At 67.9% G+C, this 14337-nt stretch carries 12 protein-coding genes and 6 pseudogenes; 14 read left to right on the top strand and 4 right to left on the bottom strand.

Going from position 1 to position 14337, the window contains the following annotated elements; translation table 11 throughout:
• Nucleotides 1-765 precede the first annotated feature (765 nt).
• From PUR26_RS00340 to PUR26_RS00310, 7 genes and pseudogenes are all read left to right on the top strand, one after another.
• Nucleotides 766-897: pseudogene (locus tag PUR26_RS00340) on the top strand (IS5/IS1182 family transposase); the annotation flags it as partial.
• A gap of 410 nt (nucleotides 898-1307) precedes the next feature.
• Nucleotides 1308-1724: a barstar family protein gene (locus PUR26_RS00335; RefSeq protein ID WP_329868064.1), complete on the top strand. Its 417-nt coding sequence runs from the start codon at nucleotides 1308-1310 to the stop codon at nucleotides 1722-1724.
• Between the two features lie 1268 nt (nucleotides 1725-2992).
• Nucleotides 2993-3679, top strand: a complete 687-nt coding sequence (locus PUR26_RS34490; protein ID WP_443076912.1) for an adenylyltransferase/cytidyltransferase family protein — start codon at nucleotides 2993-2995, stop codon at nucleotides 3677-3679.
• Nucleotides 3622-3813, top strand: a complete 192-nt coding sequence (locus PUR26_RS00320; protein ID WP_329868056.1) for a helix-turn-helix domain-containing protein — start codon at nucleotides 3622-3624, stop codon at nucleotides 3811-3813. The genes PUR26_RS34490 and PUR26_RS00320 overlap by 58 nt, the downstream gene beginning before the upstream one ends.
• A 411-nt stretch (nucleotides 3814-4224) precedes the next feature.
• Nucleotides 4225-4386: a hypothetical protein gene (locus PUR26_RS00315; RefSeq protein WP_329868055.1), complete on the top strand. Its 162-nt coding sequence runs from the start codon at nucleotides 4225-4227 to the stop codon at nucleotides 4384-4386.
• 253 nt (nucleotides 4387-4639) lie between these two features.
• Nucleotides 4640-4882 (top strand): annotated as a pseudogene (locus tag PUR26_RS34485) (DUF4262 domain-containing protein); the annotation flags it as partial.
• Nucleotides 4874-5208: pseudogene (locus tag PUR26_RS00310) on the top strand (hypothetical protein); the annotation flags it as partial. The pseudogenes PUR26_RS34485 and PUR26_RS00310, both read left to right, overlap by 9 nt.
• A gap of 7 nt (nucleotides 5209-5215) precedes the next feature.
• On the opposite strand, the gene PUR26_RS00305 reads toward PUR26_RS00310, so the two are convergent.
• Nucleotides 5216-6033, bottom strand: a protein-coding gene (locus tag PUR26_RS00305; protein ID WP_329868054.1) for an IS5 family transposase whose coding sequence is annotated in 2 segments (ribosomal slippage) — nucleotides 5216-5691 and nucleotides 5691-6033 — 819 coding nt in all. Because the reading frame shifts where the segments join, the coding sequence is not laid out codon by codon here.
• 187 nt (nucleotides 6034-6220) lie between these two features.
• On the opposite strand from PUR26_RS00305, the gene PUR26_RS00300 reads away from it, so the two are divergent.
• Nucleotides 6221-6721 (top strand): hypothetical protein, encoded by a 501-nt coding sequence (locus PUR26_RS00300; protein ID WP_329868052.1) that lies wholly within the window; start codon nucleotides 6221-6223, stop codon nucleotides 6719-6721.
• Between the two features lie 170 nt (nucleotides 6722-6891).
• Nucleotides 6892-7505 (top strand): annotated as a pseudogene (locus PUR26_RS00295) (transposase); the annotation flags it as partial.
• Here the strand turns inward: PUR26_RS00295 and PUR26_RS00290 are convergent.
• Nucleotides 7490-7957 (bottom strand): hypothetical protein, encoded by a 468-nt coding sequence (locus PUR26_RS00290; protein ID WP_329868050.1) that lies wholly within the window; start codon nucleotides 7955-7957, stop codon nucleotides 7490-7492. The pseudogene PUR26_RS00295 and the gene PUR26_RS00290 overlap by 16 nt on opposite strands.
• A gap of 147 nt (nucleotides 7958-8104) precedes the next feature.
• Between PUR26_RS00290 and PUR26_RS00285 the strand changes: the two are divergent.
• Nucleotides 8105-8952 (top strand): annotated as a pseudogene (locus PUR26_RS00285) (IS5 family transposase).
• On the opposite strand, the gene PUR26_RS00280 reads toward PUR26_RS00285, so the two are convergent.
• Nucleotides 8920-9345, bottom strand: coding sequence for a hypothetical protein (locus PUR26_RS00280; protein ID WP_329868048.1), 426 nt, complete (start codon nucleotides 9343-9345; stop codon nucleotides 8920-8922). The pseudogene PUR26_RS00285 and the gene PUR26_RS00280 overlap by 33 nt on opposite strands.
• A gap of 639 nt (nucleotides 9346-9984) precedes the next feature.
• Between PUR26_RS00280 and PUR26_RS00270 the strand changes: the two genes are divergently transcribed.
• The 4 genes from PUR26_RS00270 (at nucleotide 9985) to PUR26_RS00255 (ending at nucleotide 13693) form a co-directional block, all read left to right on the top strand.
• A complete protein-coding gene (locus tag PUR26_RS00270; protein WP_329868046.1) occupies nucleotides 9985-10761 on the top strand; it encodes a hypothetical protein in 777 nt (258 codons plus the stop codon).
• Between the two features lie 65 nt (nucleotides 10762-10826).
• A complete protein-coding gene (locus tag PUR26_RS00265) occupies nucleotides 10827-10979 on the top strand; it encodes a hypothetical protein (RefSeq protein ID WP_329868044.1) in 153 nt (50 codons plus the stop codon).
• Nucleotides 10980-11861: 882 nt separating this feature from the next.
• Nucleotides 11862-12401: an ArsR/SmtB family transcription factor gene (locus PUR26_RS00260; protein ID WP_329868062.1), complete on the top strand. Its 540-nt coding sequence runs from the start codon at nucleotides 11862-11864 to the stop codon at nucleotides 12399-12401.
• A gap of 17 nt (nucleotides 12402-12418) precedes the next feature.
• Nucleotides 12419-13693, top strand: coding sequence for an MFS transporter (locus tag PUR26_RS00255; RefSeq protein ID WP_329868060.1), 1275 nt, complete (start codon nucleotides 12419-12421; stop codon nucleotides 13691-13693).
• 448 nt (nucleotides 13694-14141) lie between these two features.
• Here PUR26_RS00255 and PUR26_RS00250 read toward each other — a convergent pair.
• Nucleotides 14142-14337: pseudogene (locus PUR26_RS00250) on the bottom strand (hypothetical protein); the annotation flags it as partial.

Here is a 14337-nt window from a genome sequence, read left to right as displayed (position 1 = left end):
CCCCGTACTCATGGCCTGTCGCGTGATTGAAGGCGCGGATCGCCTCGTCAGCTTTGCCGGGACAGCGAGCCACCAAGTGGGCGATCCGGTCGATCTCGCAGCTGAGCTCGTCCAGCCGCCGACTGCCCACAGGCGGGGGCAGCAGTTCCGGTCTCAAATCCACAGCCGGATTATGTCCGATGCCGCTGACATGATGACGCACGGTCCGGGGTTCGGCACCCAGGCCCCGCTGATTGTCGACCGCGTCGCCAGGCTGCGGCCGCACACCGCCCGCGCACACCGGAAGGCAGGGGCAACGTTCGGGTAGCCGGAACCAGCGGGCACTGGAGTACCTCTCGGTTGGTACCTCGGTACAGGACGGAACGGCCGACGCGGAGGTTCACCGCGACAGCGGTGATGCGCTCCTTTGCGTCGCGACGACGCAGGGCTCCAGCGGAGCGGCTCCCAGCACTCCGTCATCGGCTCTCGCTGCCGTCCCTGGCGAGCCTTGCCGCCCTGATTCGTACCGCTGGCATGTTCTCGTCTCTCCCCATCCTCATGGCCGACGACGGCCTTGAGGTCGGCTCGTACGGCCGGGCACAGAATCGCCCACGCCGCAGCAGTGGCGACCGCTCTTCAACGGCCCCTACACCCTCCTCGGCATGAAGGAGGCCTTGACGCCTCCCCACCCTCTGCACTGTCCTGTCGGCGCCACCGACTGTCACCAGTTCTGCAGCCATAGAGGCGTTCGCGGTGTCGTGCAGGCCACCATGGAACGATCTTGCAGTGGCTGGTGTGATCACGGCATCAGAGCCGCCTTGGATAGCCCCGTTCAGCCGGCTGAGCCCGCGTTTCGTAGGGAAGCCGGTGACCGCGCTGCGCCGCGAAGGTGCAGATCCGGTTCGCAAGGGCCGCCCGTAAGCACCTCCGCTGGCAGATCGAGTGCTGCTGCCCCGAAATACGGAGGGAAACGGGCTGGCAGGCCATTGCCGTCCAGGGTGCCTGCTCCCCTTGCCGTCCCCGGCCACGTTCAGTCGACACTGCAGCATATTGAGCAGCATGAGCACGCCCCGCCGGCCCATGGCCTGCCTCGGTGGCAGGGTCAGAACCGTCAGTATGCTGACGATGGGCGGGAGAACAGCATCCGGGTACTGCTTCGGAACAAGCCCAGGGGGGACGCCATCACCTACCACGAGTAGGACGTGCACCCCTTCAGCCAAGGCGTCAATCGGGGCAGCGAAAGGCCGGTCAGCCGGTCACAGGTTCAGACAGCCGAGCATGGCATACGGAACACGCTACGTGAATTAAAGGCGCATAAAGTGAGCGATATGATGCAGAAATATTGGGCCCTTGAGCATCCTTGGGCCCATCACGTAGACAAGAACAGTGTCCCGTCTGTCATCGCTGAAGCGCCCCAGAACGCAGCGGCATTCGTTTTGAACGGACTGTCGATGCGATCAGATGAGGCCCTTTTCGTCGAGTTCGCCAGAGCGATGTCATTTCCTGACCATTTCGGGAAGAACTGGGCTGCCCTTCTCGACTGCCTGGAGGACATGACGTGGAACCCTCCAGCTTCAAGCTTCCTTCTCGTCGTAAGCGACTGGGCGGCGGTCCTCTCCGAGAGCAGGGACGACAAGTCGCTCCTGGAGACGACCTTGCAAGAGGTCGGTTCCAGGTGGGCAATGGAAGCGCCCGGTAGAGCGCCGTTCAACAGCCTGTTGGTAACTGAGACGCCGAGTGCCTGAGCATCCCCTGCCCGCATGTGGCCAGCTGTCGCTCAAAAGCGTGACCCCAACCTTGGGCTGGGGACACCGGCTTATAAGGAGTTCGAGGCCGCAGCAGCGCACGGAGATTCAGCCAAGGTTCGCTGCCATGCTTTCTGCGAGCCGGATCGGGGTGTCTGCGATGGCCAGCCAGCGGTCGGCTGCGTCAGCGAGGCGGGGGCCGAAGCGGGAGGAGCGGGTCAGGGTGAGCTGTGTGGTCGGTGAGCTCCGAGTACGGCTGTGAGCAGCCGTACTTCCTGGCGCGCTTTACCCCAGGACCAGGTTGGGAGAGTGTGAGGCCGCTGTTCGAGGCATGGGCGGCCTTCACAGGCCCTGCCCCGGATGGGTCCGGGTTCGTCGCCCTGGTCAGGCCGTTGCAGGATTTGAGGCTCACGCTGGCTCCGGTCGACGGTCGGCAGGGTCCACTGCAGCTCGTCAAGAACTGCATCGTGCGTATCAGTGGGGCTGAAGCTCCCTCCGCTACTGACCGAGCGATTGGCGGGTTCGGTGTAGCCGGCGCAGGCATATCAGGCTGCAGGCCAGTCCAAGCGTGCCCTGGTGGAGATCTGCGGGCGCTCGTAGGGGGTGCGGAGCCGTCTGAACTAGTGCAGCGATCGGCAGTGATGTCGAGGAAACGGCGAGGGTGGGGGTGCCTCGAGCTGCTCCGCGAATGGCTGTCGCGTCAAGGTGAGCCATGACCGAGAGCCTGTCGGATCTGCTGGTGTTGCTGTGGGAGCTCGATGATCCGGATTGGTTGGAGTGACACCAGCACTATGGCCGTGGTGGGGCCGCGTTCCGTTTCGTGGTTCTGGTGGCCCGGCTCGGAGGTGTCTTCGCAGCTCGCTGCACGGCCGAGCAGGACATCAGGACTCCAGCGAGTACGGACGCGTTGTCGTGCCCGGGGACGCAACCGTATGCGGCACCCGGACCGCCGGTTGCGTGAGCAATTTCGGGGCGCTGGCTCTGGTCTGCGCCGACGATCCGGGCGCTTTCCTCGGAACGGATGACGCCGAAGCCGAAGGCGGGCTGGACGGCGCGGACCTCGCCGAGGTCAACCGGGCTAAGGTCGGGCTCGGCCATGTCGTGGTTGCCGAAGAACCGCTGGAGAGCGATTCGACGGGTCGAGCCGACTGCCCTCGCACGTTCAGCGGCCCACCTGGCGGGATCGCTTCTGCGGCACCTTCTGATGCTCACGCCGACAGGGTCAGGCCGGTACCGGGGACACGTGCGGAGCAGGCGACCAGCCGGCGGTGACCGCGATCGCGACGCTCGCCGCCGGACGACTGCCTTCCCACGCCTTGGCCGCGGCCGTCGCCACCGCCACCGCCACCGCCACCGCCACCGGCGAGGTCGTGGCCGACGGCTGCTTCGATCTTCTGCACGCCGGGCACCTCTCCCGGCTGCACCAGGCCCTCCGCCTGGGCGACGCCCACGGCGTCCAGATGCCCATCACCGAACTGATAACCGCTCAGCTGTACGACAAGTTCAGCCTCGATAAGGCCACGGCCACGCTGATGCGGCGGTCCCCTGACCCGAGCGCTGGCCGGCATGGCAGCACTACAGAGCTCAGGATCTGCGCGCCCAGTCCACGCGGCGGCCCAGGTGCGGTCGCCCCTATGCATGTACCCCTGCACAACCTCTCCGCCCGCGGCCGGTACCTCCCCACCGGGGCCTGGTGCCCGGTCCGTGGGGCTGGCCGTCCCAGGGATCCGCACGCCCCGAACCCGCCCAGGGCATGGAGCCGCCCGGGGCGACGGCGCCGCACCACAGGGGGAGGCCCGGGTGGATGGTGCTCGATGGATTGTGCCGATCGCCGGTCAGGCACCGGCTTCTTGCGCGATGATCACGGTCATTGCCACCACAGCGGAGGGGTCGAGCAGTGGACAAAGGGAAGCGGATCAGCGGCGCGGCGCGCGAGCAGCTCGCTGTGGATCTGAGGAAGGTGTATGAGCGGGGGGTGTCCATCCGCACTCTGGCAGGAGGCCTTGGCCGTTCATACGGGTTCGTGCACCGCCTCTTGTCCGAGAGTGGCACGACTCTGCGCAGGCGAGGGGGAACCGCGCGGGCCTGACCGTTCTGTAGCACCGGGGCCGCCCAGAGCCCGGTTCACATAGGTGTGGCATGCCGCTGCGGGCGTTGCCGCAGACTCGCCTCCCGCCACCGAATCCGGTGGCGGTTGCAGGCGGGGCGCGCGAGGATCGTGCGGTCAGGCGGGGAAGGGCAGGGGGGTTGGGTGACTGGTCAGACGGTGAGGATCGCGTCACGCTGCCAGTGCGGCAGCACGGCGGTGAGACAGGCGAATCAGTTCATCGTGCGCGATGAACTGTGGTGGGACTGCGAATTCTCCTGTGCGTCCTGCGGCACCGCAATGTGCGAACACGCCGGTCCGGGAGCTGCACCTCCCGACGTCCGGCAGGCTCTGCTCGCGGCGCATGGATCGGTCCGGCTGCGTCTGACGGGGCAGGTGCCCAGTCTTGTCCCCGTGATGAAGGTCGTCCGGGAGCTCTGGGCGGCATCACTGCCGCAAGCACGGCTGCTGGCCGGCAAGCTGGGCCACGAGGGTCTGACAGGGACGCTGTCGGAGATGGAACTCCTCAAATCCAGGCTCCACCGCCAGGGTGTGCCCGCCGACATCATCCGGTAGCGGTCGAGGCGGGTGCGCAGGGCCAGGGAATTGACGGGCGCCCTCAGTTGCCTCAGCAGCCGCCGTGGCCCCGTGATGGCCCACGCGGCGTGGAGCCGGTCGTGATCTGTTCGGGTGCCCAGATGACTGACCCGACCGCGTCGTCGTCGCGCCCTTGCGTGCTCTGCGATCCCGCCTCGTCGGCGACCATCAGCGCACGCCGGCGTCGGAAGCAGCGCTGGTCCCGGGAGATGGCGGCGGTGCGTGAACATGGCTGGCCCGTGGTGTCGGGGGTGAGGACATCCCGGACTGGTCCTTCACCGTCGGCCTGTGGCATCCCTGTCGGGTCCCGGAGGTCGCCATGTTCGGTTTGGAACTTGCGGGGCTGATGCACTGGGGCGATGCCGCGGCCGCTGAGCTGCGTGACGGGGCGGCGACACGGCACGGCACGCTGCTCCCGGGTGTCCATCAAGGGGTACGAGGTCCAGGTTCGGCCCGTGGACGTCAGTTGGCACCGACCCCTGCTGGGCACGGTCGTCGGCTCTACCACCGCACTCCAGTCCCTGTCGTCCGTGTCGAGGGTGGTGGCCGGGCGGTCGTATCGTAGGCGGGAGGCGTCCTGCCGGTGCAGACGGCACGTAAGACCGGGGCTGGACCAGGCGATATCGGCGGCTCTGGCGCCGTGGTGCACAACGCGGGCGCCGCACGTTCCGGGGACTCTGCTTGATGTAGTCCTACCGGTCGCACGTTGCGGGCCCCACTGTCTCCCGTCGCATCGATGTCCCCGCCTCGGCAGGACCGAAAGCCCTGGCGGGGCTATCCAGACTCCTCAGGCGTGTAAGACCGTGTCCTATGTGGTGAGGCGGAGGAGTCGCTTGTAGCAGCAGACGGCTGCGGCGAGACCGAGAAACGCCAGGTAGTTGCGGGGATGGCGCTCGTAGCGGTGGTTGAGCCGACGGTAGCCGGTCAGCCAGGACATCGTCCGCTCGATCACCCACCGGCGGCGCCCCAGTCGTTCTGACGACTCGATGCCCTTGCGGGCGATGCGGACGCCGATGCGTTTCCCGCGGAGCCATCTCCGCAGTTCAGGGACGTCGTAAGCCTTGTCGGCATGCAGCCGCTGGGGCTTGAAGTTCCGCCCGCGGTGGGGGTCGTGCTTCGTTTGGAGGCCCATGATCATGGGCTTCAGGGCTTGGCTGTCGTGAGTGTTGGCGGCCGAGACGCCGACGACGAGGGGCAGGCCGTTCGCGTCCGACAGGACGTGCATCTTGGAACCCGCTTTGCCCCGGTCCACGGGGCTCGGACCGGTGAGTTCGCCCCCTTTTTCGCCCTGACGTGGGCGGAGTCGAGGACCGCTCGGGACAGGTCGAGCAGGCCGGCGTCGTCGATGCGGTGGAGGATCTCCTCGTGCAGCTGGCCCCACACACCGGCCCGCGACCAGATCAGGAACCGGCGATGGGCTGTCGATTTCGAGACCCCGAAGCAGGGTGGCAGTGCTCGCCAGGCGCACCCGCTGACCAGGACGTAGACGATTGCGGCGAACAGGGTCTCATCAGGCGTGTCCTGCGTCCCGCCGCCCTGCGGCCGCACTCTGGACGGCGGGATCAGCGGTTTCGCGATCTCCCATAACCCGTCCGGAACAATCCAACTCCACGTACCCCGCCCCATGACCTACCCAACAGCCGCCTCACCACATAGGACACGGTCTAAGTCAAGTTCGTAGCGCTGAGTCCGTGTGCAGCCCGTCGATCTGTTCGAACGGATGGGGGAACCTGAGGGTGAGGCGGAACGGCGGCGCGCGGGCCCCTGGTGTTGTGTGTTGCCACCCCTGTCGCAGAGAACGGATGATCGGATCATGACCACGACCATGAGCCGAGGCGTTTTTGACGATGTCCCTTTGACCACGCTCTTTCCAGGTCTATCGGCTACTGACGTGGCCTCGGTGAGACAGACGGCCCGCGCGATTGACGCGGCGCGTGCCGACGGCAACCAATCGGTATGGGAGTGGGCACTCTGGCACGTTGCCTTCCCTGGTCCGCAACCGGGGACGCCCATCGTCCTCGGCCTTGATCTTATTGAGCACGCCGACGGCGTTGACCAGCTGGAGTTCCTGCTGCAGGTGGTGTGGACGGATCAGGGCCAGCTTGCGGTTGACGTAGCCGTGAATGTGGCCTGCTGGTGCGAAACGGAGCACGCCACTCATGACGTCGATGCCCTCAGGCTTGTTGTCGGTGAGAAGACCCCGCTGCCCCAGGCGGTCGAAGCAGGTGCTGAACGTCTGACCGGATGGCTGGCCGATCCGCGTGACGCGGACTACTGGCGGGCACGAGCAGCCCTACCGCCCCGCCAGCCGTAACAAAAAGCCGGCGAGGTCAGGGCGCAGCGGCTGACTGGTCCGTTGCCTTCGGTCTCACGGTTCAGAGTGCGATCGGCCGGTATCGCAGGGCCTCGTCGACGATCACCTCCGCGGACGCGCCCCGAAGGCCTTCCGGCGGGTGGAAGAGCAGAGTTCCGATCCGGGGGTGGCCGGACCGCGCGTTCGCGTTCGACGAGTTCGGCCCGCTGGGCACCCGCTCCACCGCCGGCTCCTGCTGGGCAGAACAAGGCAGGCCGGACCGGCTGTCGGCGACCTACCGACGCACCCACGGAATCACCTACGTCCACGGCTGCTACTCCATCGGCGACGACCGAATGTGGGGGATCGACCAGCGCCGCAAGGGCATCGACCACACTTGGGCCGCGCTGCGATCGATCCCCGCCGCCCGCCCTGACGGCGCCCCCATCTACGTGATCCTCGACAACCTCTCCGCCCACCTGAACTGGCGAATCCGCAGTTGGGCGACCCGGGACAAGGTCGAGCTGTGCTTCACCCCGGCCTACGCGTCCTGGGCGTCAACCCCTTCGAAGCCCACTTCGGACCCTTGCGGCAGTTCGCCCTGGCCAACTCGCACCATCCCCACCACACGGTCCAGGCCCGGGCCCTGCACGCCTGCCTGCGCTGGCGTAACCAGAACGCCCGCCACCCCGACGTCCCCGCAGCGCAACGACGCGAACGAGATCTCATCCGCAGTGAGAAGGGTGCTCGCTGGGGTGGGCGTCGCACCACGATGGCGAACCTGAACGACTACACCTGCCCCTGATACACCCTGATCTCGGTCGGCTTGAGTCTGCGGATCGTTGCCCAGGCTGCCCGCTCGGCCACTCCTTGAGCCCACTCTTCGAGATCGTCTCCGGCATCGTGGAAGAACCACGAGTCGAAGCTTCCGAGGACCTCCAGGGCGGGTGCAAAGCCATATCCGAGCTCGCAGTGGACCTGAACGTAATGGTCGTGATCACCGTCGCTGTCGGTGATCACGAACTGCCGGGTGAGGTCCAGCGTGAACGCCGGAGGGCCGTCGAACGCATGGGTCCCGTACTGGAACAGGAGACCGTCAGCGTCGGGCGTGTCCGGGACGTCAAACAGCCGTCGGCCAAATCGGAGGAAGGCAAGCCAGAGGTCTTCCGTGACCAGATCGTCAAGCGCTCGCTGTCCTGACCCCAGTTCGCTCTCAAGCAGCCCCACGGCCTCGTCCATCGACAGTCTCCGCCTCATGCCCGACCTCCTCGCCCACCGCAGCCTCGCTCAGCGTACTGACCTCGGTGAACCCTCCCGGTCAGAGCACTAGAGGACTACCTCACCTACGACTAGGACGTGTCCGGTCGATCATGTGAATACTCCGTCCGGGTCGTTGATGTGGACATGGGACGGGCGGATCTGACGGATGCCGGAGTGGGAACGGCTGCAGCCGTTCCTGGCGGTCAACAAGCGGCGTTGCGGGCAGTGGGGGGACCATCGACAGGAGATCGACCGGATTCTGCACCGGCTGCGGAGCACAGTCCAGTGGCGTGACCTGCCCGAACGGCACGGGCCGCGGAAGACCGTCTATGGACGCCATCGGCTCTGGTCCGACGACGGCACCTGGGAGCAACTGCTTCAGCAGGTCCAGGCCGCAGCCGACACCGGACAGACGAGATCGACGGGAACTGCCTGTCGACTCCACCGTCGTCCGCGCCCATCAACCTGCAACCGGCGCCCGAAAAGGGGGCTTTGGGAAGGCGAAGCACTCGGCCGGTCCCGCGGCGGGCTGACCAGCAAGATCCACCTCGCCTGCGACGGCCGGGGCCGGCCGCTGGCGTTCACGCTCACCGGCGGGAACGTCAACGACTGCACCCAGTTCGAGGCAGTCATGGACCGGATCCGGATCGCACGTCGGGGCCCGGGCAGGCCCCGGACCCGGCCCGACCGCGTCGTCGCGGACAAGGGCTACTCGGCTCGCAAGATCCGCGCCTACCTGCGACGACGCGGGATTGCCGCAGCGATCCCCGAACGGATCGACCAGATCAACGGACGGATCCGCCGCGGCGAAAGCCACTGCCGCCTCGACAAAGCCGCCTACCGGCGGCGGAACGTCGACGAACGCTGCTTCAACCGGCTCAAGCAGAACAGAGCCTGGCAACCCGCTACGACAAACGGACCCGCCACTACCAAGCCATGTCACCCTCGCCTGCCTCCGCCTATGGCTCCAGGACTTTCCGGACACGACCTAGGACGTCGAGACCGACATCACCTGGACCGAGGAACGCGCCACCCACTACTACCGGATGCTCCCCGCCCGCGCGCGCCGCATCGTCAAGGAAGCCCAGCGCGTCGGCAGAGTCCCGGCCGACGCCCTCCGCGACAACCCCGGCGACAGCCTCCGCGGCCACAGCGCGCCTCTCAGGGTCGCTCTTCGTCGACGTGGTCGGCGAGGTAAACATGACGCCTTCGGCGTCCATGCCGAGGGCCGCGGCGACGAGCTTGGGATCCAGAGTGCACACCAGATGGGCGAGACGGGTGCACCGCAGAGCCCGGGATGAGACGCCGCAGGGGTCCAGTAGGTGGCTGACATATGCAGTGGAAGCCGGCACCCGGCTGCCCTTGGTGATGCGGGTGACGATCACGTGTGGGTTCTCGGTCGGCCAGTCTGCACGGTGGGCCAGGCAGCGTTGGAGCACTGACCAGCTGGCAGGATCCAGGGACTGGGTGCGGCCTCTTTCCCAGACGGATTGTGCGGCTGGTGAGGTCTAGGTCGTCCACCCGCAAGGGCCGGACCTCGCGACTGGAGGCCGCGTGGAGAAGGGCCAAGGTGCCGAGCAGGGCCTCGTGGGGGTGAGCGTCGGCGCCGGCAGTGGTCCAGCGGCGGAAAAGCTGTCGCTGCTGGTCGACGGCGACGGTGGTCCCGCTGAGCCCTGACGGCCCTTTGGCCCTTACTCCCTCGGCATGGCGGCGCACCTGGCCGCAGTCGTCACATTGCCGCAGCGGCTGCTTGGCCTGTCTCTGGCGCGAGCAGTGACCACACCATCCGGTGCCGGCCCGCAGAATGGCTGGCCGCTGGCAGCGCGGCCATCGTCGACCGCCTGACCTTCAACGGCACCATCATCGAGACCGGCACCGACTCCTACCGGCTCGCCAGCACCCGCGCGGGGCCGAAGCGCCCCTCCAGGCCGGCTGACCGCCACAGACTCAGGGCCGACGACCTGCCAGCTCCCGCCCAGGCGACGGACCGTCGGCCCGAGACCCCCCAGTAGGCTGCGCTGGTCATGGACACGCACGCCGAACCCGAGCAGACACGGCACGACACGATTGTTTCCGGTCCGCCGATCCGACAGCTCTGCCGGGAGGTCATCGCCGACCGCATGCCGGGCCGCAGGCCACCCCAGGCGGTGATGCTGTTCGGCTCCGAGACCGACCCCTGCTGGGACGACCGGAGCTTCCTTGCCGATTTCTACAACGAGATCCTGCACCAGGACACCTGCCAGCCCGCCACCGCCGACGGCCTCGCCCTAGTCGCGGCCCTCGCCCTCGACGAGCGGATTCCCGCCCGACAGCGGTTCCAAGCCGTCGACCTGCTGTTCAGCGCTGCCACCGTCGCTGAGCGCCACCTCGCCGAGACCTGGCCGGCCACCCCGCAACATGCCGATCCCGACAGCGAGGCCCGGGCCCGCAGCGTGGTTCAGGCTCACGTTCCTCATCTGCTGGCCCGATGGCCGGCCGAATGCGCTGCGGTTCGCCTCGCCCTCGCCGGCCTCGCCGTCGTCTTCCCGACGGACCGCACCCTGTCGGCCCTGACCCCACGCCTGCAGACCCTCCTCTACCAACACCCCCAAGGAACCGACACCGGCGACTACGTGCGCTTCGTCCTCGTGCTGGCCGCCCAGGACGACAACCAGGCCCTCGCGGCGACAGAGAACCTCACCGGCGCCAACTGGACGGGAACAGCGCGCGGAGTGCCGACACGAGCACGAGCCTTCCACCTCCTCGGCCAGATGCTGACCAAGATCGGAATCGGACTCACCCGAGCACCCGCCGGGCAGTGACGCACCGCGCGTCGCTGTTCTCCGGCGGCCTGGGGAACTTCAGTGCCACGAGGTTCTCTGGCGCCATGGTGTACTTCAACGGTGCGGTGTTCTCCGGCGGCCTGGTGAAGTTCGACGGCGCAGTGGGTACGGCTCCCAACGAGCTTCTCAGTGCCGTCGGGAGCCAAGTGCCCGAGAGATTCAACCTTCCTTCGGCCTGGCTGTCCCCAAATCCGTGAGGATCGGGAGGATAGCCGGTCCTACCTGCCCGTAAGCACGGTGGTCACTTCGATACCGTCCGGATGCCGGGCACCTCCACGGCACGCCACGGCAGGTGTGAGTTAGCGGCGCCGATGGACCAGCGCGCCAGCCTCGTCCTGGTCGACCATCCACCGTCCCTCCGGAAACTCGGCGGCTGCGGCCGCACGGCGCCGGAGGAGCGACGCAGCCTCTCGCAACAGCCCCTTGGCCATCACACTCCCTCTGCCCGCCCTCCTTCTTTGCCGTTACCTGGCGGCAGCGCCGTCCGGACTTGCGTCGCCGGGGTGGCCCGCTGGGCGGCCACTCCGGCGGAATCCGCCGTGCCAGGTCGGAGGCGAGCTGGCCGGCGGCCCGGGCGGAGAGGGGCATGGGAACCTCCGCTCCCCGGGCGCCATCCCAGGGGCGAGGCGTGTCCTCCGCTTGCGCGGAGAGAGGTGCGAGTATCGCGGTGCCCCGGTGGCCGCAGGCGGCTCACCTCCGCTTGCACGGAGAGCACAGCGCCGACTGTACCGGGGCGGGTCAGCCTGCGCTGCCGTTCGCGGACACCGAACGGCGTCTGCAACTGCTGAACCAGAAGTCTGGCCTTGTTCACGAGAACCGACAGCAGATGTTCACCACTTCGGGAGGCGCGACGGCCAGTGGTCGTTCGATTTCTGCCGAGGCGTACGGCCTGCCCCGGTGCGAGTAGGTGAGGTTCAGAAAGTGCCCCGCGATTGATCTTGGTTTGGTCTGCCACGGCTGCCCGGATCGGCAGCGAGTGAGGGGATTTGGCAGAAGGTCTCGCGCGCCGGACAGCAGATTCTGGAGGTCCGCGCGGAATCCCCTTGCTCAATGGTCAAGGATCGTTGACCATTGCTTACATGCCTACCGATGATCTTCCCGAGACGTTTCACGTCACCACGGACGAGCAACTGCGAGCCGTCTCCAACCTCACGCGCCACCGGATCATGGCCGTGCTCCGCTTCGAGCCGGCGACGATTACGCAGATCGCCGAGCGGGTGGGCCTTGCGAAGGGGAGTTCCAGCTATCACGTGCGGCTGCTGGAGCGGGCCGGCCTGGTGAAGGTGGTACGGACACGGAAGGTGCGGGGGGTCACCGAGCGCTACTATGCGATGGCCGCGCGGGCGATTGCGCTGCCGGATCCGGGCGAGGGAGGGCCGGATGTGCTGATGCGGCATGCGGTGGCGGACCTGGAGGCGTCGCCGACGGACCGCGAGCGGCACGTGCGGATGGCGCATCTGCGGCTCACCGAGGAGCAGTTCGCGGAGCTGGGGGCGCGGCTGCAGGCACTGGCGGACGAGTACCGGGAGCTGTCCGATCCGTCGCTGCCGGACGCGTCACTCGTCTTCGCACTGTTCCACCCGGCATCGCGCGAGCAGGCCGAGGGGGGCATCAAGTGACCTCAGGTGTTCGCATGTTGCCGTCCGGGTTCGGGCGGCTGTGGACTGCGCAGACGGTGTCCTCGCTCGGTGACGGGGTGTCGCATGCTGCGCTGCCGCTGCTCGCGTTGACGTTGACGCGGGATCCGATGGCGCTCGCCGTCGTCACGGCCGCCGGGACGCTGCCGTGGCTGCTCTTCGGGGTGCTCGGCGGTGCGCTGGTGGATCGCTGGGACCGTCGGCGCACGATGTGGGTCGCGGACGCGGCGCGTGCGGTGCTGCTCGCGATGCCGGCGGCAGCGGCCGCGCTCGACGTGCTGAGCATTCCGCTGCTCGCGGCCGTCGCCTTCCTGCTCGGCCTCGGCGGGCTGTTCTTCGATACGGCCGCCACGGCCTACCTGCCGGATCTGCTCGGCCGCGCACCCGCGCTCCTGGAGCGCGCGAACTCCCGCCTGCGGGGCGCCCAGACCGCCATGTCCGGTTTCGCGGGGCCGCCTGCGGGCAGTGCGCTGCTCGCGCTCGGGCGGGCGGTTCCGCTGCTCGCCGACGCGGTGTCGTTCCTGTTCTCCGCGCTGCTCGTCCGTACGCTGCCCGCCATGCCCCGGCCCGTTTCGGAGGTCCGCGAGTCGCTGCTCCGGCAGGCGCGGGCCGGGGCCTCGTACGTCTTCCGGGACCGGGTGCTGCTCGGGCTGGCGCTCCGCCCGGCGGTCGGGAACGTCGCCTTCCTCGCTGTGGAGACCGTACTCGCCCTCTTCGCGCACGACCGCCTGGGCATCGACACCTACGGCTTCGGCCTGCTCCTCACAGCGGAGGCCACCGGCGGCCTGCTCGGTGCAGGCATCGCTTCCTACCTTGGCCGACAACTCGGCACCGGCACCGCACTGACCTGCACAGCCGCCGTCGAAGGGCTTGCCATCCTGGGCCTGGCCGCTGCCCCGAACCCGTACGTGGCCGGGCTGGCGCTCGCCGTCTGCGGAGCAGGCATGGGCGCCACGATGGTACTCGGGCCCTCCCTCCGGCAGGCGATCGTCCCGGCCCACCTCATGGGCCGGGTCGCCTCCACCTCCCGCATGCTCGCCATGTGCGCCGCCCCATTCGGCGCCTTCCTCGGCGGCTGGTTGGCCACCACGTACGACATCCGCACCCCGCTCTACGCCGCCGCCGTCCTTCTCCTGGCGATGACGGCTGTCACGGCATCCATGACCAGCGACCGCCGGGTCGAAGCGGCGCTGCGTGCCGCCGACCCGGCCGGCGGTCCGGATCACCCAGCACCCAAGGATCCCGCCCAGCAGAGTGCACCTGACGTGTTGTGACGCCTGTCGCGAAGGCGTCACAACGATGTCACGAGGCTCAAGCAGTTCGATTCCGGGCTCACCCAGATGACTCCCCAAGTGGCGAACATCTGCTGTCGGTTCTCGTGAACAGAGCCAAGAAGTCGTCACGGCGCCGACCCGAACCGGCTTCGCAGCCTCCGCCCCCGCTGGCTCCGGCCAGGCACCGACAGCTTGCACGGTCGCGTCACGAAGGCATGGTAGGTGCTACCCACGGCGCGCTGACCGCCATGACCAGAGCACCAGCGCTCCTACCTGATCACCCGCCACCCGAAGATCGATTACGGGACAGCCCTTAGGCGGCGCCTCCTCTGGCGTCGGGGAGAACAAACCCGACGAACGACGCGCCGTCGAGCGCTCGCCGACCGGGTCTCGTAGCGATGGCAGCGTGACGCGGATGGCTGCCTGGTCCGTTGCCTGCGGTCACGGTTCAGAGTGCGATCGGCCGGTATCGCAGGGCCTCGTCGACGATCGCCTCCGCAGAGGCGTCCCGAAGGCCTTCCGGCGGGTGGAAGATCAGATCGCCGATCCGAGGGTGGAGGACATTCGCAGCCAGGAGTCGTAAGTAGTACGCGTCCTCCGGGTCGCCTGAGAGAACTCTGCGGACAATTTCGACGAGTTCGGCT

This window comes from Streptomyces sp. SP18CS02 (genome assembly GCF_036322365.1).
In the GTDB taxonomy this organism is placed as follows: Bacteria; Actinomycetota; Actinomycetes; order Streptomycetales; family Streptomycetaceae; genus Streptomyces.
The sequence above is the reverse complement of the archived record's forward strand: the minus strand, read 5'-3'. Positions and strand labels throughout refer to the sequence as shown.

What these genes read in the sequence shown, in the direction of transcription:
- PUR26_RS00335 (WP_329868064.1), top strand. Translation starts at nt 1,308, where the DNA reads ATGATGCAGAAATATTGGGCCCTTGAGCATCCTTGGGCCCATCACGTA.
- PUR26_RS00300 (WP_329868052.1), top strand. Translation starts at nt 6,221, where the DNA reads ATGACCACGACCATGAGCCGAGGCGTTTTTGACGATGTCCCTTTGACC.
- PUR26_RS00290 (WP_329868050.1), bottom strand. Translation starts at nt 7,957, where the DNA reads ATGAGGCGGAGACTGTCGATGGACGAGGCCGTGGGGCTGCTTGAGAGC.
- PUR26_RS00270 (WP_329868046.1), top strand. Translation starts at nt 9,985, where the DNA reads ATGGACACGCACGCCGAACCCGAGCAGACACGGCACGACACGATTGTT.
- PUR26_RS00265 (WP_329868044.1), top strand. Translation starts at nt 10,827, where the DNA reads ATGGTGTACTTCAACGGTGCGGTGTTCTCCGGCGGCCTGGTGAAGTTC.
- PUR26_RS00260 (WP_329868062.1), top strand. Translation starts at nt 11,862, where the DNA reads ATGCCTACCGATGATCTTCCCGAGACGTTTCACGTCACCACGGACGAG.